This window comes from Georgenia sp. Z1344 (assembly GCF_057652375.1).
Genome location: NZ_CM172728.1, coordinates 3,267,354 through 3,283,704 on the forward strand (window position 1 = coordinate 3,267,354; position 16,351 = coordinate 3,283,704).

14 protein-coding genes are annotated in these 16,351 nt (G+C 67.9%); 1 reads left to right on the forward strand and 13 read right to left on the reverse strand.

Features of this window, described 5'->3' with window-relative positions; all coding sequences use genetic code 11:
• Nucleotide 1 precedes the first annotated feature (1 nt).
• The 10 genes from pstA to AC24FB_RS14880 all read right to left on the reverse strand — a co-directional run bounded on the left by pstA (nt 2) and on the right by AC24FB_RS14880 (nt 11,753).
• A complete protein-coding gene (gene pstA / locus AC24FB_RS14835; RefSeq protein WP_425713410.1) occupies nt 2-931 on the reverse strand; it encodes a phosphate ABC transporter permease PstA in 930 nt (309 codons plus the stop codon).
• Complete coding sequence (pstC, locus tag AC24FB_RS14840; protein ID WP_425713411.1) at nt 928-1,896, reverse strand: phosphate ABC transporter permease subunit PstC; 969 nt, start codon at nt 1,894-1,896, stop codon at nt 928-930. The genes pstA and pstC overlap by 4 nt, the downstream gene beginning before the upstream one ends.
• Nucleotides 1,897-1,934: 38 nt before the next feature.
• Nucleotides 1,935-2,954: a PstS family phosphate ABC transporter substrate-binding protein gene (locus tag AC24FB_RS14845; RefSeq protein WP_425713412.1), complete on the reverse strand. Its 1,020-nt coding sequence runs from the start codon at nt 2,952-2,954 to the stop codon at nt 1,935-1,937.
• An 864-nt stretch (nt 2,955-3,818) separates the two neighbouring features.
• Nucleotides 3,819-4,133, reverse strand: a complete 315-nt coding sequence (locus tag AC24FB_RS14850; RefSeq protein ID WP_425713413.1) for a metal-sensitive transcriptional regulator — start codon at nt 4,131-4,133, stop codon at nt 3,819-3,821.
• 50 nt (nt 4,134-4,183) lie between these two features.
• On the reverse strand, nt 4,184-6,343 hold the full coding sequence (locus tag AC24FB_RS14855) for a heavy metal translocating P-type ATPase (protein WP_425713414.1): 2,160 nt from the start codon (nt 6,341-6,343) through the stop codon (nt 4,184-4,186).
• Nucleotides 6,344-6,447: 104 nt separating this feature from the next.
• A complete protein-coding gene (locus AC24FB_RS14860) occupies nt 6,448-6,711 on the reverse strand; it encodes a hypothetical protein (RefSeq protein WP_425713415.1) in 264 nt (87 codons plus the stop codon).
• A gap of 34 nt (nt 6,712-6,745) precedes the next feature.
• Nucleotides 6,746-9,067: a heavy metal translocating P-type ATPase gene (locus AC24FB_RS14865; RefSeq protein WP_425713416.1), complete on the reverse strand. Its 2,322-nt coding sequence runs from the start codon at nt 9,065-9,067 to the stop codon at nt 6,746-6,748.
• Nucleotides 9,054-10,040: a heavy-metal-associated domain-containing protein gene (locus tag AC24FB_RS14870; protein WP_463654374.1), complete on the reverse strand. Its 987-nt coding sequence runs from the start codon at nt 10,038-10,040 to the stop codon at nt 9,054-9,056. The genes AC24FB_RS14865 and AC24FB_RS14870 overlap by 14 nt, the downstream gene beginning before the upstream one ends.
• A gap of 1 nt (nt 10,041) precedes the next feature.
• Complete coding sequence (locus AC24FB_RS14875; RefSeq protein ID WP_425710216.1) at nt 10,042-10,254, reverse strand: heavy-metal-associated domain-containing protein; 213 nt, start codon at nt 10,252-10,254, stop codon at nt 10,042-10,044.
• Nucleotides 10,255-10,358: 104 nt separating this feature from the next.
• Nucleotides 10,359-11,753, reverse strand: coding sequence for an MFS transporter (locus AC24FB_RS14880; RefSeq protein ID WP_487561494.1), 1,395 nt, complete (start codon nt 11,751-11,753; stop codon nt 10,359-10,361).
• 127 nt (nt 11,754-11,880) lie between these two features.
• Here AC24FB_RS14880 and AC24FB_RS14885 point away from each other — a divergent pair, with 127 nt between their 5' ends.
• Complete coding sequence (locus tag AC24FB_RS14885) at nt 11,881-12,528, forward strand: TetR/AcrR family transcriptional regulator (RefSeq protein ID WP_425713419.1); 648 nt, start codon at nt 11,881-11,883, stop codon at nt 12,526-12,528.
• A gap of 201 nt (nt 12,529-12,729) precedes the next feature.
• Here AC24FB_RS14885 and AC24FB_RS14890 read toward each other — a convergent pair whose 3' ends face one another.
• The 3 genes from AC24FB_RS14890 to AC24FB_RS14900 form a co-directional block, all read right to left on the reverse strand.
• On the reverse strand, nt 12,730-13,851 hold the full coding sequence (locus AC24FB_RS14890) for a HAMP domain-containing sensor histidine kinase (RefSeq protein ID WP_425713420.1): 1,122 nt from the start codon (nt 13,849-13,851) through the stop codon (nt 12,730-12,732).
• Nucleotides 13,848-14,564 (reverse strand): response regulator, encoded by a 717-nt coding sequence (locus AC24FB_RS14895; RefSeq protein ID WP_425713497.1) that lies wholly within the window; start codon nt 14,562-14,564, stop codon nt 13,848-13,850. Before AC24FB_RS14895 ends, AC24FB_RS14890 begins: the two co-directional genes overlap by 4 nt.
• Before the next feature lie 202 nt (nt 14,565-14,766).
• Nucleotides 14,767-16,227 carry a CAP domain-containing protein gene (locus AC24FB_RS14900; protein ID WP_425713421.1) on the reverse strand — a complete coding sequence of 487 codons (1,461 nt, stop codon included), beginning with the start codon at nt 16,225-16,227 and terminating at the stop codon, nt 14,767-14,769.
• Nucleotides 16,228-16,351: the final 124 nt, after the last annotated feature.

The window sequence follows — 16,351 nt, forward strand, 5'->3', positions numbered from 1 at the left end:
GTCACCACTCCTTCGTGAACTTGTTGCGGATCCAGATGGCGATCGAGTTCATGCTGAGCAGTACGACCATGAGGAGGATGATTCCGGCGAACGCGAGGATGCGGAACTCCTCCTGCGGACGCACCGCCCAGTTGAAGATCTGGACCGGCAGCACGGTGTAGCTGCCCTCGAAGAAGCCGTCGGGCGCGTATGTGACGAAGACGGTGGCGCCCACGAGGAGCAGCGGGGCCGTCTCTCCGATGGCGCGCGAGATGGCGAGAATCGTGCCGGTGACGATGCCCGGGACAGCGGCGGGCAGCACCTGGTGCCAGATCGTGCGCCACCTCGTGGCACCGAGACCCATCGACGCCTGTCGGATCGTGGAGGGGACCGATCTGATCGACTCGCGTGCCGCGAGAATGATGGTGGGCAGGACGAGCAGAGCGAGAGTGAGCGAGGCGGCGTAGGCGACGAAGCCGAGATTCAACGGCCCGCGCACGATGAATGCCAGACCCAGGATCCCGAAGACGATCGAGGGGACCGCCGCCAGGTTCTGGACGTTGAGCTCGATGAACCGGACGTACCACTTGGTCTTGTCCGCGAACTCCTCGAGGTAGATCGCCGCACTCACGCCGATCGGGACCACAGTGACGATGAGTCCGGCCATCACGTAGATCGTCCCCCACAGGGCGGAGTTCATGCCCGAGGCCGAGGTGTCCAGCGAGGAGGGCATGTTGCGTACGAGGTTCCAGTCCAGGCGGGGCCAGCCCTCGACGAGGGCCTGCAGAAGTACCGCCAGCAGCATGGTCACCGCGATGAGGATGCACAGGAGCAGCAGTCCCTGGAAGAGCGGCCCCTTCCATCGCCCGCCGCGGCTGTTGCCGGTAAGCAGCTGCTCGGTAGAAGCCGTGGCGGCATCGATGGCGATGCGGCTGCGTCGTGAGGATCTCATTCGTAGTGCTCCCGGAATCGCCGCACAAGAAGACTGCTGATGAGGTTCATCAGAAAGGTCATGACAAACAGAAGTGAACCGACGGCGAAGACCGTGTAGTAGGTGATCGTGCCGTGGGCGATGTCGCCCGTGGAGGACTGGCCGATGAAGGCCGTCATCGTGAGAATGGACTCGTTCGGCATGAAGGTGAGGTTCGGCGTCGCACCTGCTGCGATGAGCACGATCATCGTCTCGCCGATGGCGCGCGAGGCCCCAAGGATGAACGAGGCGACGATGCCCGAGAGCGCGGCGGGCACGATGACCCTGGTGGCGACCTGCATGCGCGTGCTGCCGAGGCCGTAGGCGGCCTGCCGGAGACCCGAGGGGACTGCCGACATGGCGTCCTGGGAGATCGACGCGACGGTCGGGATGATCATGACCCCCATGACAAGCCCCGCCGACGCGGCCGAGAAGATTCCCGGTGGGTTGCCGAAGTCGCCCGGGAGCCACGTCGGCCAGTACTCGCGCAGCAGCGGCGTCACGAAGGTGAGGGCGAAGAACCCGTACGCCACCGTGGGGACGCCCTCCAGTACCTCGAGGATCGGCTTGACGACCTTGCGGGCGCGGCGACCGGCGTACTCGCTGAGCCAGATCGCCGAACCGAGACCCGCGGGCAGGGCGATAAGCAACGCCCAGAAGGTGACGTTGAGCGTGCCGACCACGACATTCGCGACACCGAAACCGGGGGGGGCGAAGGTAGGGGCCCACTCCTCCGTCGAGAAGAAGCGGTCGAACGGCACCAGGCGGAAGAACTCGATCGTCGGCCCCGCAAGCGCAAAGACGATGCCGACCGTGACCAGGACCGAGAAGACCGCGCACAGGAAGAGCCAACCGACGATGGCCTTCTCCCCGAACCGTCCGCTCGACGGTGCCAGATCAACAGGTTCGACCTTGCGGTCGACCCCCGTCGAAGCCTGCGTGCTCATGAGGTCTCCCCGGTCCTGGTGTCGTGGCTCGCGTCAGATCACTCGCCGAGGAGCTCAGCGACGTCCGCCAGCTCCTGGTCCTTCTGCTCCTGCGTCAGCGGGATGAAGGTCGCGGCCTCGGCGATCGGGTCGCTGTTGGTGATGAAGAAGTCGACGAACGCACGGACCTCGGGACGCTCGAGCGCAGCGGCCGAGGGGTAGATGTACAGCTCGCGGCCGAGCGGGTTGTAGTCGCCCGCCTGGACGGTCTCCGCCGACGGAGCGACGCAGTCACCGGCCTCGTTCTCGACCTCGATGGCGCGCACCTGGTCGCCGGCCTCGACGACGAACGACAGCGGGATGAACCCCATGGCGCCCGTTCCACCGGCCACGCCCGTGATGGCGGCGTTGTCGTCCTCGCCGATGTTGTTGTAGTCGGTGCGGATGACGCCCTCCTCACCGTTGATCGCCTCGGTGAAGTAGTCGAACGTCCCGGAGTCGCTGCCCGCGCCGTAGAGATCGATCGCCTCGTCCGGGAACTCGGGGTTGACGTCGCTCCAGCTGTTGACCTCGGAGTCGCGGGTCCAGATCTGGGAGAGCTCGTCGACCGTGAGGCAGTCGACCCAGTCGTTCTCCGGGTTGACGACGACGGCGAGACCGTCGTTCGCGACGGTCAGCTCCGAGTACTCGACACCCGCCTCCTCGCACGCCGCGATCTCCTCCTCGGAGATCTGCCGCGAGGCCATGGAGATGTCGGTCTCCTCGTTGCAGAACTTCTCGAACCCGCCGCCGGTACCGGAGGTGGCGACCGAGACGCGCACGTCGGGGTTTTCCTGCATGAACAGCTCGGCAGCCGGCTCCGTCAGGGGAGTGACCGTCGACGAGCCGTCGATGGCGATGTCACCAGACAGGTCACCGCCACCGTCGGCCGAAGTGTCAGCAGCACCTTCGGACGAGGTGCCGCCATCGTCGGCCGAGGTCTCGGCCTCCGAGTCATCGCCACCGCAGGCAGCAAGTGTCACCATCAGGCTGACGGCGCCGATCGCCGTCAGGACCTTGCGGCGAGGAAGTGCAGACATGGACATCTCCGTTCACGTTCGGAAGCAGGATCGATGCCCGACCCCACGGCTGTCATAGAAGACGATCTATGTAAACTCTCGATGAACGCGGCGCGTCGGAGCGCTTAACATTGATGACGATCTATGCGTGCGTGATTGTCGCGTCACCGCAACGTGGTCGAGTTGCCTCCTGGCCGGGGTCCCTGGTCGGCCTGCTGACGAACACTCTGGGAGGCGTGGCAACAAGAGCGCGCTGACCGCCACCGCGATGAGTGCGGGTGTCGTGGGAGTGGCAACGACCAGGGGCGCTGAATGCGACGCGGTCGGCATCGTCCGTGCCAGGGGGAGCAGCCAGGGCGGCGCGGCGCACCGTCGAGGGGCCTACGCGTGGTTCCCATTGTTCGCGGGTCTGGTTGCTGCGGGCGCGTTGGACGGTCGTCGCGTGCGGCGCGAGCGCGTCGTGGGTGGCGTGGGAAGGCCCGCTTTGCGGAGTTCTCCGGTTGACCATCCGCCGGCCAGGGCGGCCTTGTGTGCTGCTGCGTAGTCGAGCTCGGTCTGGACCAGCGCTTCCTGTGCGGTCGCCTGCGCGGCTGCGGCTTCGAGTAGATTGAACCGTGGGTCAACCAGGTTCGCTCGAGTTGCTGACGCTCGCTTGGTCGTGGTGGTGCTGCTCGGTTGGGTGTACCCCAACAAGACGAGGGTAGGCGGCTGCGGTGGGGCTACTCGTTGTGCTGCTCGGGGACGTTGATCAATCGCGCGAAGGGCGGCTGGCTTCCGCACGCCGAGCGTCGGTGCTGGTTGTGGTGGTCCAGCCATGCCTCGAGGTCATCACGCCATTCATGCACCCGGCTGAGCGCCCTTCGCGTCCTACCCATGACTGCCTCCTCAGGACTTCACGAGGCGAGTGATGGCCGCGGAGGCTTCCTTGATCTTCTCGTCGGCTTCCGGACCGCCAGCCTTGGCGGCTCCGACGACGCAGTGCGTGAGGTGGTCGTCCAAGAGGGCGAGGGCGACGTTCTCCAAAGCGGAGGTGACGGCGCTGATCTGGGTGAGGATGTCGATGCAGTAGGTGTCCTCATCGATCATGCGGTGGATGCCGCGGGCTTGTCCCTCGATGCGCTTGAGCCGGGCAAGGTAGCGGTCCTTGTCACTGATATAGCCATGGTCAGCTTCGATTGCTGGCGTGGTGATGGTGTCCATCGTGTCTTCTCCTGATTCGTGCGGTATCCGCTGCGGCAGCAGATGGGTGCTCATTCGGACGTGGCCTGGTCAAGGATCTTGGCCGTGCTGGCCGCGGGAGTGAGGTCGAGACGGCGGAGCAGCTGGGCGTTGAGCGCGACGACGACGGTCGAGACCGACATCAGGATCGCGCCGATGCTCATCGGTAACACGAACCCGATCGGTGCGAGCATGCCGGCGGCCAGGGGCACCGAGATCAGGTTGTAACCGGCGGCCCACCACAGGTTCTGCTTCATCTTCCGGTAGCTGGCGCGGGAGAGTTCGATGACGGAGAGCACCGAGCGCGGGTCGGAGGAGGCCAGGATGACTCCGGCGGAGCCGATGGCGACGTCGGTGCCGGCACCGATGGCGATGCCGACGTCGGCCTGGGCGAGAGCAGGGGCGTCGTTGACGCCGTCGCCGACCATGGCGACCTTCCTGCCTTCGTCCTGGAGTTCGGCGACCTTGGCAGCCTTGTCCTCGGGCCGCACTCCGGCGAAGACCCGGTCGATGCCGAGTTCCTTCGCGACCGTGTCCGCGACGGCCTGGGCGTCACCGGTGATCATCACCACCTGAGCGCCCGCAGCGTGCAGGGCGTCTACAGCATCGCGGGATTCCGGGCGGATCTCATCGGCCAGCCGCAGCGCACCGATGACCTCACCGTCGGCCAGGACGTGGAGGATGATCGCGCCCTCCTCCCGCCACTGGTCAACGATGGCCAACTCGTTCAGCCCGTGCTGGTCGAGCAGGTAGGGGCCGCCGACCTCGACCACCGAGCTATCGATGGTCGCCTTTACCCCGACCGCCGGGGAGGAGGAGAAGTCGCGCGCCTTCGCGACTGGAAGCTCGCGGGCACCGGCTGCGCCGATGATGGCCTTGGCCAGGGGGTGCTCGCTGTCGGATTCCGCCGCTGCGGCCAATGCCAGCACATCGTCGGCACTGCGGCTACCGGCAGGTTCGATGGCGGTCACAGTGGGCTCACCCTTGGTCAGCGTGCCGGTCTTGTCGAACAGCACAGCATCCACGGTGCGCATCGATTCCAGGGCGAGCCGGTCCTTGATCAGCACGCCGCCGCGGGCCGCACGCTCGGTGGCGATGGACACCACGAGCGGGATCGCCAGACCCAGCGCGTGCGGGCAGGCGATCACGAGCACGGTGACGGTGCGCACGACCGCAGATTCCGGAAGCCCGATAAGACTCCAGACGACCGCGGTGATCAATGCGGCGCCGAGGGCAAACCAGAACAGCCAGCCGGCGGCGGTGTCGGCGATCCGCTGCGCGCGCGAGGACGACGCCTGGGCGTCGGCGACGAGCTTCTGGATGCCCGCCAAGGCGGTGTCGTCACCGATGGCGGTGACCTCGACGCGCAGCCCGGAGTCGGTTGCCACGGTGCCGGCGACAACCTGCTCACCGGACTCGCGCCGGACCGACTTGGACTCGCCGGTGACCATGGACTCGTCCATGCTCGCCGACCCGTCGACGATCCTCCCATCGGCGGGCACCGCGGCGCCCGGGCGGACGATGACCACGTCGCCGACGATGAGGTCGCCGGGAGCGACCTTCACGACCTGATCGCCGTCGACCTTCTCGGCCTCATCCGGAAGGAGCGCTGCTAGCGAGTCGAGGGCGGACGTGGTCTGGGCCAGGGACCGCATCTCGATCCAGTGGCCCAGCAGCATGATGACCACCAGCAGGGCCAGTTCCCACCAGAAGTTCAGCTCATGGTCCAAGATTCGCAGGCTCGCGCCCCAGGACGCGATGAACGCCACCGTGATGGCCAGGCCGATGAGCAGCATCATGCCGGGCTTGCGGGAGCGGATCTCGCTGACGGCACCGGTCAGGAACGGCCAGCCGCCCCAGAAGTACATGACCGTGCCCAGGATCGGCGAGACCCACCAGACCCATTCGGCCTCGGGCAGCTGGTAGCCGATGAGGTCGGCGAACATGTCGTTGAACCCAACGACGGGCACGGCGAGGACGAGCATGATCCAGAACAGGCGCCGGAACTGACCGACGTGGTCTCCGTGCCCGGCATGCCCGGCGTGACCCCCGGGGGCTTCGTGATCCGCGTGGTCGTGGTGACCTGCATGACTGTCATGCGTGCCCTGGTCGTGTGCATCGTGCGTGCTGTGGTCGTGCGCCTGGCCGTCGTGCGTCGCGGTCTGTGACGCTGTCGGGTGGTCCTGGCTCATGCTGGTTTCTCCTTCCTGCGCCCCTGACCGTTCCTGGTTCTCCGGGGCGGCGGTCCCGCTCACCCCAGACTGGGGTCGGGGCGAGCGGGACCGGTCGAATGTGCTTATGCGGCGACGTAGCGTTCGGGGGCGGCGTCGAAGAGCGGCCCGCAGGAGGCGCAGCACAGCCAGTACCGCTGCCCGTTGTAGTCGCGGGCGAGTCCGGCTTCCTCGGCCTCGGACTTGATCACCGCGGTGCCGACCATCACGGGGCACTCGGTGATCTCGTCGGCCCCGACGCTGGCCAGGCTCTCCGTCGTGGGCTGGTGGCTGTGGCACCCTCCGCCCTGCGGTGTTTCGTGGTGGTTGTGGTGCTCATGTGCGGTCATCGTGTGTTCCTTTCCTGTGGTGTTGATGCCGGTGTCAGACGTGGACGGGTTCACGCTCAGCCGGTGCTCGTGTGGGAGCTGGCGCACTGTCATCGGCCCGGGCGGTGAAGGTCCGCAGGCGCAGGCTGTTGCTGACGACGAACACGCTGGACAGGGCCATGGCCGCCCCGGCGAGCATCGGGTTGAGCAGACCGAAGGCCGCCAGCGGGATGGCAGCGGTGTTGTAGGCGAAGGCCCAGAACAGGTTGGTCTTGATCGTGCCCAGCGTGCGCCGGGAAAGGCGGATCGCGTCCGCCGCGGCTCGGAGGTCACCGCGGACGAGGGTGATGTCGGCGGCCTCGATCGCGACGTCGGTGCCGGTGCCCATCGCCAGGCCGAGGTCGGCCTGGGCCAGGGCGGGAGCGTCGTTGACGCCGTCGCCGACCATCGCGACGACCTTGCCCTCGTCTTGGAGGCGGGCCACGACATCGACCTTGTCCTTGGGCAGGACTTCGGCGATGACCGACTCGATGCCGACCTCCGAGGCGACCTGCTCGGCCACGCTCTGGTTGTCCCCGGTGAGCAGCACCGGCGTGAGACCGAGTTCTTTGAACTGGGCGATCGCTTCGGCACTGGTGGGCTTGACCTGATCGGCCACGACCAGCACGCCGCGTGCCCGACCATCCCAGCCGACCGCGATCGCGGTCTTGCCCTGCGCCTCGGCGGCCTGCTTGGCCGACCGCAGATTTTCGTCGAGGTGCTGTGACCAGTCGCGCAGCAAGACCTCGCGGCCGGCGAGGACGGTGTGCCCGTCGACGACACCCTGGACACCGAGGCCCTCGACGTTCTCGAAGGACTCCGGCGTGGGCAGGTCGCCGACCTCGGCGGTAGCTCCAGCGGCGATCGCCTGAGCGATGGGATGCTCGGAGGCATCCTCCAGGCCGCCGGCCAGTCGCAACAGCTCGGTACGATCCACTCCCTCGGCGACGATCACGTCGTCCAGGGTCATCTTGCCGGTGGTGACGGTGCCGGTCTTGTCCAGCACGATCGTGTCGACCCGGCGCGTGGACTCCAGAGTCTCGGGACCTTTGATCAGCACGCCCATCTGCGCCCCCCGCCCGGTGCCGACCAGCAGGGCGGTCGGGGTGGCCAGCCCCAGGGCGCAGGGGCAGGCGATGATCAGCACCGCCACCGCGGCGGTGAAGCCCGCACTGACGGGGAAACCGGCGCCGATCCAGGCTCCGAGCGTGGCGATGGCGATCGCGATCGCGATCGGGACGAACACGCCGGAGACCCGATCGGCCAGCCGCTGGATCTCGGCTTTGCCGGACTGGGCGTCCTCGACCATCTTGGCCATCTGCGCCAGCTGGGTATCGGAGCCGACACGGGTTGTCCGCACGACCAGTCGGCCCCCGGCGTTGACCGTCGCACCGGTGACCGGATCGCCCTCGGTCACTTCGACCGGTACGGATTCTCCGGTGAGCATGGAGGCATCGATGGCGCTGTTGCCCGAGGCGATGACCCCGTCGGTGGCGATCTTCTCCCCTGGGCGGACGATGAACTCGTCACCGACGGAGAGCTCCTCGATTGGCACCCGCTGTTCCCGGCCGTCGCGCAGGACCGAGACCTCCTTCGCGCCGAGTTCCAGCAGCGCCCGCAGGGCGGCACCGGCTCGGCGCTTGGAGCGCTTCTCGAAGTAGCGCCCCAGCAGGATGAAGGTGATCACCCCGGCTGCGACCTCCAGGTAGATGTGCCCGAGACCATCACCGCGGGAGATGGTGAACTCGAACGGGTGGACCACCCCGGGTTGGCCTGCGGTGCCGAAGAACAGCGCGATGATCGACCACACCAGGGCTGCGGTGGTGCCCACCGAGATCAGGGTGTCCATCGTCGCCGCACCATGGCGCAGGTTGGTCCAGGCTGCCTTGTGGAAGGGCCAGCCGGCCCACACCACCACCGGGGCGGCCAGCACGAGCGAGGCGAAGCCCCAGTAGTCGAACTGGAGTGCCGGGATCATCGCCATCGCGATCACCGGGACAGCCAGGACCGCCGAACCGATGAGCCGTTCGCGCAGCGAGCGCAGTTCGGCGTCCTCGGCCGATTCGGCCTCGCTGCCCGGTGCGTCACCGGCCCTTTTCGTGGGGGTGGGGAGGGCGGCGGTGTAGCCGGTCTTCTCCACCTCGGCGATCAGCGTCTGCGGGTCCAGGCCCTCCGGCCCGGTCACGCTGGCCTTCTCGGTGGCGTAGTTGACGCTGGCGGTGATCCCGTCGAGCTTGTTGAGTTTCTTCTCGATCCGGTTCGCACACGAGGCGCAGGTCATGCCACCGATCTGCAGTTCGACGCTGTTGGCGCCGGTGGTGTTCTCAGTCGTGGTCATGGCCGCCTCCCTCCTCGTGCTCATCGGTGTTGTCCGACTGTTCGGCCTCGCCGTGGTCTGTCCCGGCGTCGCGGGTGGTATCCAGCACCAGCGGTGCGGTGTGGACCTGTCCGGCGACCTGGAAGTCGAGGTAGAGCAGGTACCGTCCCGGGGTCGGTGCGGTGGCCTCGAACACGATCTCCGGTCCCGATGTCTGGCCCGGCTGGGGCTCATCGCCGTGCGGGTGGACGTGCAGGTAGGCCAGATCGCCCTCACGCAGCGCCACCAGGTGCCCGAAGGCCCCCAGGTACGGCTCCAGCTCGGTGACCGGCTGCCCGTCACGGGTGATGGTCATCGTCAGCTCGGTCGATGTGCCTGCCACCAGGTCGCCGGTCACGCTGACCTCGTAGCCATCCACCGTGGTCGTGGTGGCAGGCTCGGCCGGTGCTGGGGCGTAGTTGCCGGCGACCTGGACCGAGGTCGACAGGGTGATGCCCTCGCCGGCCTCGGCGGGCACGAAGTCGGCAAACACGCGGTAGGAGCCGGCTGCATCCCACTGCCAGGGGATCGACCAGGTGCCATCCGCGTTCATCTCGGGGTGGACGTGGTGGAAGTGCTGCCCATCAGCGCGGACCGCGATCAGGTGCAACTCCCTCTCGTGCTCCAGCTCGAAGTCGGTGACCGGGTCCCCGGCGGGTCCCGTGACGATCAGTGACAGGTCGCCGTCGGTGCCGGTCTCCGCGGGAGCGGTGACCCCGGTGAGCCGGTAGCCGTCCTGCGCGACGCCGAGACCCAGTGAGGACGCATCGTCGGTGTGTGTCTCGTGGCCGCCGGTGCCCATGTCTTGTTCCCCTGCGTGATCGGTTTGTTCCGTCTCTTCTGTCCAGCTCTGCACGGTCTGCTCGGGGATGACCGCGCCCGCCGTGACGAATGCCACGGCGAACACGGACACGAGGAGCAGCCCGTACAAACCGAGCCGTGCCGGGGCTCGCATATCAGCTGGGGGTGGCCTGGTAGCCGGCCTCGTCGACCGCGGCGATCACTGCGGCATCGTCCGCCGGGTCGTTCGTTGTGACGGCTAAGCGGCCCGTGGCCGCGCTGACCTCGATGTCCTGGACTCCGGCGATCTGCGATACCTCGGCGCGGATCGCGCCCTCGCAGTGGCCGCAGCTCATGCCGGTCACGGTGTATGTGGACGTAGTGGTCATGTCCTTCTCCTTCAGAGATACCTCAGGGGGGGTATCACTACTTATACCGGGTAGGGGTATCTGATGCAAGTGGTGAGCCCACAGACAGGGGCGAGGCTCGCGGCTTAGGTTCGAGCGGGTTGTCGCGGAATCGCGATCGTTGAGATCACGGCGGCAACCACTGCGGCGATGGCGGCGGCCGTGAAGGCCTGTTGGAAGCCTGCGGTGCCACCGTCGGTGGCGAGGCTGAGGGCTGCGATGCTGGAGACTGTGGCGACGCCGACCGAGGCGCCGAATTCGTGGAAGGTGCTCAGCAGGCCCGAGGCGATGCCGGCCTCCTCCGGGCCGATCTGTCCCAGCGCCGTGGCCGCGGCGACGACGAACAGTGCGCCGATACCGAAGGCTCCGAAGCTGATGCCGATCGTGGTCGCCACGGTTGTGGGCCACAAGGCGGGCACCATCAGGCCGATGGCTGCGATGAGCATGCCGACAGCTCCCAGGGAGCGCGCTCCCAGGCGGGCGATAAGGCGTCCGCCGAGATTGGCACCTGTCATCGTGGCCAGTGCGATCGGCAGGAACAGCAAGCCGGTTGTGAGAGGGCCATGTCCGGCGAACTGCTGGAAGTAGAAGGTGCCCAGGAAGAACACCGCGACCATCAGCGCGGTGGCGATCAGGATCACGAAAACCCCGGCACCCACAGATCGTCGGCCCAGCAGGCTGAGATTCATCAGCGGGGATGCAGCGGTCTTCTGTCGCCACCCGAACAGCAGATAGAGCACAACGGCCGCCCCCGCAGCGATAAGAGTCTGTGGACTGGTCCAACCGAGCTCACCAGCCACGGTCAGGGCGTAGATCGCCGATCCGGTGGCGGCGGTGACCAGTAGCGCGCCGAGTATGTCGAGTGATGGCCGCGGGCCGGCGCCAGGTGGCAGTGGTGGGAGCACCCACAGCAGGCCTGCCAGCACGATGAGGCCGACGGGGATGTTGATGAAGAACACCCATGGCCAGCCCGGCCCCGCGGTGATCAGGCCGCCGAGCAACACGCCGACCGCCGCGCCGCCACCGCCGAGGGCGGACCAGATGCCCAGGGCGCGGTTGCGCTCGTCGCCGGTGAACAGCCGCACCACCACGGACAGGGCGGCGGGTGAGAGCAGCGCTGCACCCAGGCCCTGCGCGACTCGGCCGCCGAGCAGGACGCCGCCGCTCTCGGACAGTCCGGCCAGCAGCGACCCGGCGGTGAAGATGAACAGCCCGGTATAGACGATCGGTTTGGAGCCGAACAGATCGGCGCTGCGCCCACCCAGGAGCATCAGACTGCCGAAGGTCACTGTGTACGCGGCCACCACCCAGGTCATCGCCTCGCGTGACAGGTTCAGGTCCAGTCCCATCTGCGGCAGGGCGATCGCCACGACCGTGACGTCGAGGATCAACATGAATTGGGCCGTGCCCAACAGGCCCAGCGCCAGCCAGCGCTTGGGGTGGGCCCCTTCGCCTACTTGCTCGTGTTGTGTCGCAGTCATCATCGATCTCCTTCTACTCGACGGTGCCCATGGGTTCTGCGCTTCGCCCACGCAACTCAATCATGTGTGTACGAGATGCAGCGGTTAGACTATCTCATACATTCCCGTACGAGTACTGAGGTGGAGCATGGCGGCCAAGAAGCCCCTGACGAACGACGGGCCCCAGCAAGCGCCCGCAGCAGGTGACCGCCGCGCGGCCAACCAGCGGGCCGACGCGCAACGCAACCGAGCGAAGATCCTGGCGGCGGTCGTCACTGCGATCCGCGAGCACCCCGACGCCTCGGTGGCCGACATCGCTGCCGAGGCGGGGGTGGGCCGCATGACGCTGTACGGGCACTTCGCGACCCGTACCGAACTCATCGAGGCTGCACTCATCGACAGCCTCGAACGCGGTGAGGAGGTCCTGCGCGCGGTGTCACTGGACGGTGACGCCCGTAAGGCGTTCCAGCGGCTCGTCGCCTCCAGCTGGGTGCTCGTGGACCAGGCGAGGGCCGTGCTGGCTGCGGCGCAGAAGGAACTGCCTGCAGCCCGCATCCGCGAACACCACGAGAAGGCCGAAGCCCGCATGCGCGACCTGCTCGAGCGTGGTCAGCACGAAGGCGCCTTTCGCGCTGACCTTCCGGTCAGCTGGCTCCTGGCCACTACCCACGTCGTGATCAACGGGGCGGCCGAGGAAGTGCGAGCCGGGCGGCTCAACGCCGAGGACGCCCCCTGGTTCATCGACGCCATCCTGCTGCCGGCTTTTGCGAACGCTGCGCAGCCCGGAAGCACATGATGAACGCTCACGGGTGGGCATCATCGGCGCGGGCGCGGGCGCGGGCTTCTCGACGAAGTCACTGAGCAGCACCGCTGATCCCAGCGAACGAAGATCAACGTCCCACAGTCGTACGTATCCGGCCCGACCGGACGATGAGTTGCCCTCTGTACCGCTCAGTGCCGCGCACTGTCGAGCCGTCTGAACGTTTCCCACTGTGCCCTACGCGGGCTGAGGGTGGTTCATAGGCAGGTCGATGGTGAACAGGGCGCCCGGGCCGGGGTTGGTCGCGGTCACGGTGCCGCTGTGGGCTTCGACGATGGATCGGACGATGGCGAGCCCGATCCCTGATCCGCCGTGTGCGCGGTCGCGGGCGGCGTCGGCCCGGTAGAAGCGTTCGAAGATGTGCGGCAGGTGCTCAGCGGTGATTCCGTCGCCGTTGTCCTTGACCCACAACCGGAGGACGGGCACGTCGCGTTGGACGCCCAGCTCCACCCGCCCGTGACCGGGTGTGTGTCGTAACGCGTTGTCGAGGAGGTTCGTCAGCACCTGTCCGAGCCGGTCACGGTCGGCCACGATGGTGGTGCGTCGGTCGCTGTCGGTGCCGCTGAGGTGCAGGTGGACACCCTTGTCCGCGTACCTCGCCTGGGTCTGCGCGCGGACGTCGTCGAGGAGGTCTCCGACGACAAGTGGTTCTAGCCGCATGCTCAACCGTCCCTCGCCAGCCATGGTGACCAGGGTGATGTCATGTGCCAGGCGGGAGAGCCGACCGGCCTGCTCGCGCAGCATGCCCAAGGTTGGTTCGTCCGCCTGGACAACGCCGTCGATCATGCCCTCGAGGTAGCCGTCCAGGGTTGCCACAGGGGTGCGCATCTCGTGGGCCAGGTCCCCGAGCATCCGCGTGCGTGTCTGCTCGATCTGCCCCAGATCGGTGGCCATGGTGTTGAACGCCGCCGCGAGATCGTCGAACTCGGACCCCATGTGCACCGCGGGGACACGGGCCGCGTAGTCTCCGTTCGCTACCTTCGCCGCCGCGTGCCGCACCCGGTCCAGCGACCTGGCGATCCGCCGGGTGACGAGCACGCTCACCACGACCGATGTCAGGAGGCCGGCGAGCAGAGCGAGGGAAAGGGCCAGCGTCGACGCAGTGGTGAAGGCCTGCTCGGCGTGGGTGACGACATCTGCCTCTGCCGGCTCGGCCATGAGCATGTGGTCGTGGAAGATCACCGGCCCGATGGCTGAGGCGACCACCCACGCGGTGCCCGCCGCCACGAGGATGACCGCCACGCTCGCCGCAAGCAGGCGAGCACCCAAGCCCCATGGCCCCGGCCGGGCGTTGCTCACGAGCCCGGCCCCATGCGGTAACCGATCCCACGAACTGTCCGGATGAACTTCGGCGCGGATGCCTTGTCACCGAGCTTCTGCCGGAGATGTCCGATGTGCACGTCGACGAGGTGCTCGTCGCCGCCCCAACCTGCGCCCCATACCGCCTCGATCAGCTCGCGCCGGGAAAAAGCCATGTGTGGGCGGGTCGCGAGCGCGGACAGGACGTCGAACTCCGTGCGGGTCAGTTCCACCGGATGCTCGGCGAGGAACACCTCCCGGCCTACGACGTCCACCGTCAGCGGCCCGAACGACGCCGAGCGACGGGTGTCGCCCGAGTCCTGGCGCGGGCGGCGCAGCATCGCCCGCACCCGGGCGACGAGCTCTCGCGGGCTGAACGGCTTGGTCATGTAGTCATCGGCCCCCACCGACAGACCGAGGAGCTTGTCGATCTCTTCGACGCGGGCGGTGAGCATAATGATGTAACAGTCGGAGAAGGTGCGCACGATCCCGCAGATCTCGATGCCGTCGATGCCCGGGAGGCCCAGGTCGAGGACGATCACGCCGGGGTGCCATCGCCGCGCGAGCTCGATCGCGTCGTTCCCGTCACCGGTGACCTCGACCTCGAAGCCGTCACGTTCCAGGTAGCTCGCTACCAGTCGCGCCAATGGCGCCTCGTCGTCCACGACGAGAACTCGCGGCAGATTCGCGTCAGGGGAAGCGTGCGGAGCCATGGCCTCATCGTGAAGCACGAGCATCGCCTCCCGGTGGCTCACCCGTTCGCGATCGTGCGAATCTCCGGGTCGCACCCGTCGATCAGATCGACCGACGTCGTTCGCGCGGCTGGCTGGTCCGGGCCGGGCGGCGACGGGGTCACCGGTCCAGGGTGGGACCGGTGACCCCGTCGGGTCGTGCTGATGCAGCCGGGGGGCCGGGTCAGCGGGTCTGCTCGATGCGGACGACGCCGAGGCTGTCCGAACCGTCGCCGTCGAAGTCGCCGAAGACGGCGGTGTCGCCGTCGTGGCCGTACCGGGTCTCCTCGACCTCGGCGCCGTCCGCGTTCTCGTTGCTGACGAAGAAGTCGGCGCCGCGCTGGAGGGCGAGGCTGTCCGCGCCGTCGCCGTCCCAGTCGCCCACGAGGACGAGGTCGGTCGCCTCGCCGAGGGAGAACTCGCCGTCGACGCTCGCGCCGGTCGGGTCGTTCGTGTAGACGACGTCGGTGCCGCGGCGGACGCCGAACGTGTCGGTGCCGTCGCCGTCCCAGTCGCCGACGAGGAGCGTGTCGCCGTCGGCGCCGAAGGCCGCGAGCTCGATCTCGCCGGGGTTCTCGAGGTCGTTGATGATGTGCAGGACGTTGCCGTGGCGCACCGCGAACGTGTCGGTGCCGTCGCCGTCGAAATCGCCCTGAACGATCTCGTGGCCGTCGCCAGCCCCGAGCTCGACGACGCGCTCCGCCGGGCCGGTACCCAGGGTGTCGGTGATGTGCAGCTCGTTGCCGCGGCGCACCGTGATCGTGTCGGTGCCGTCGCCGTCGTAGTCGCCGACGAAGATCTCGTCGCCCTCGACGCCGTAGAGGAAGTTGTGCACGGCGTCGCCGGCGAGCTCGTCCGACAGCAGGAAGCGCGGGGTCCCGGGCGGGCGGACCGGCTCGGGCTCCGGCTCCGTGCGGGCGGTGTCGCGCGAGGCTGCGTCGTCGGTCCGTGCGGCCTGGGCCTCGGCCTGCGCCTGGGCCTCGGCCTGTGCATCCGGCTGCGGCTCGGCCTGCGGCTCCGGCTCCGGCTCGGGAGCAGGCTCCGCCGGCGCGGGCTCGGCGGGAGCGGGCGTGGAGCCGCCCGGGCCGCCGCCCGGGTAGGTCGCGAAGTTCTGCGTCGCGAAGACGCGACCGTCGGCCGAGACGGCCACGCCGACGCCGAAGTGCGTGTACGAACCGGTGAGCAGGATGTTGTTGTGCACCGGGGAGTTGCGCCACTGGCTCATGAAGTAGTCCGCCCCGTGGTCGGGGTACATGCCCCAGGACAGGATCTCCATGGTGCCGGTGGAGCCGCCGGGGACGGCCGAGGCTCCGTAGTCGCCGCGGTGGACCATCGAGCCGATGCTCGCCTGGTGGTTGGACCACGACTGGGCGACCGAGTCGATCGAGCCGCTGCGCGTGAGCTGGGACAGCCCGTTGGCCGCGCGGTAGGCGTTGGTCTGGGCGGCGATCGCGTTGGCCACCTGGTTCTGCCAGCCGACGTCGGTGCGGATGCTCGGGGTGACGGTGCGGACTCCACCGGTGGTGTCGGTGGCCTGGGCACTCGTGGCGACCGACGTCGCCGCGGCGACCGTCAGGAGCGCGGTGGCGACCCGGGGGGCAAGGGTGCGGTGCCGTGCGTGGCGGCCGCGCGGGGGTGCAAACACGTCGGGAGGACTCCTCGTTATCGGAACGTAACCTGAGCGATAGTAAAGCGTGACCTTCTAGGGGTCGAGGACATGTGCGCAGGCTCACGTCCCGCGGTTGACATCCGGCGCACTGCAGAACTTC

Coding starts and splice junctions, on each gene's coding strand:
- AC24FB_RS14880 (WP_487561494.1), bottom strand. CDS start 11,753: ATGACTGCGACACAACACGAGCAAGTAGGCGAAGGGGCCCACCCCAAG.
- AC24FB_RS14865 (WP_425713416.1), bottom strand. CDS start 9,067: ATGACCACGACTGAGAACACCACCGGCGCCAACAGCGTCGAACTGCAG.
- pstC (WP_425713411.1), bottom strand. CDS start 1,896: ATGAGCACGCAGGCTTCGACGGGGGTCGACCGCAAGGTCGAACCTGTT.
- AC24FB_RS14860 (WP_425713415.1), bottom strand. CDS start 6,711: ATGACCGCACATGAGCACCACAACCACCACGAAACACCGCAGGGCGGA.
- AC24FB_RS14885 (WP_425713419.1), top strand. CDS start 11,881: ATGGCGGCCAAGAAGCCCCTGACGAACGACGGGCCCCAGCAAGCGCCC.
- AC24FB_RS14870 (WP_463654374.1), bottom strand. CDS start 10,040: ATGCGAGCCCCGGCACGGCTCGGTTTGTACGGGCTGCTCCTCGTGTCC.
- AC24FB_RS14875 (WP_425710216.1), bottom strand. CDS start 10,254: ATGACCACTACGTCCACATACACCGTGACCGGCATGAGCTGCGGCCAC.
- AC24FB_RS14850 (WP_425713413.1), bottom strand. CDS start 4,133: ATGGACACCATCACCACGCCAGCAATCGAAGCTGACCATGGCTATATC.
- AC24FB_RS14845 (WP_425713412.1), bottom strand. CDS start 2,954: ATGTCTGCACTTCCTCGCCGCAAGGTCCTGACGGCGATCGGCGCCGTC.
- AC24FB_RS14895 (WP_425713497.1), bottom strand. CDS start 14,564: ATGGCTCCGCACGCTTCCCCTGACGCGAATCTGCCGCGAGTTCTCGTC.
- AC24FB_RS14855 (WP_425713414.1), bottom strand. CDS start 6,343: ATGAGCCAGGACCACCCGACAGCGTCACAGACCGCGACGCACGACGGC.
- pstA (WP_425713410.1), bottom strand. CDS start 931: ATGAGATCCTCACGACGCAGCCGCATCGCCATCGATGCCGCCACGGCT.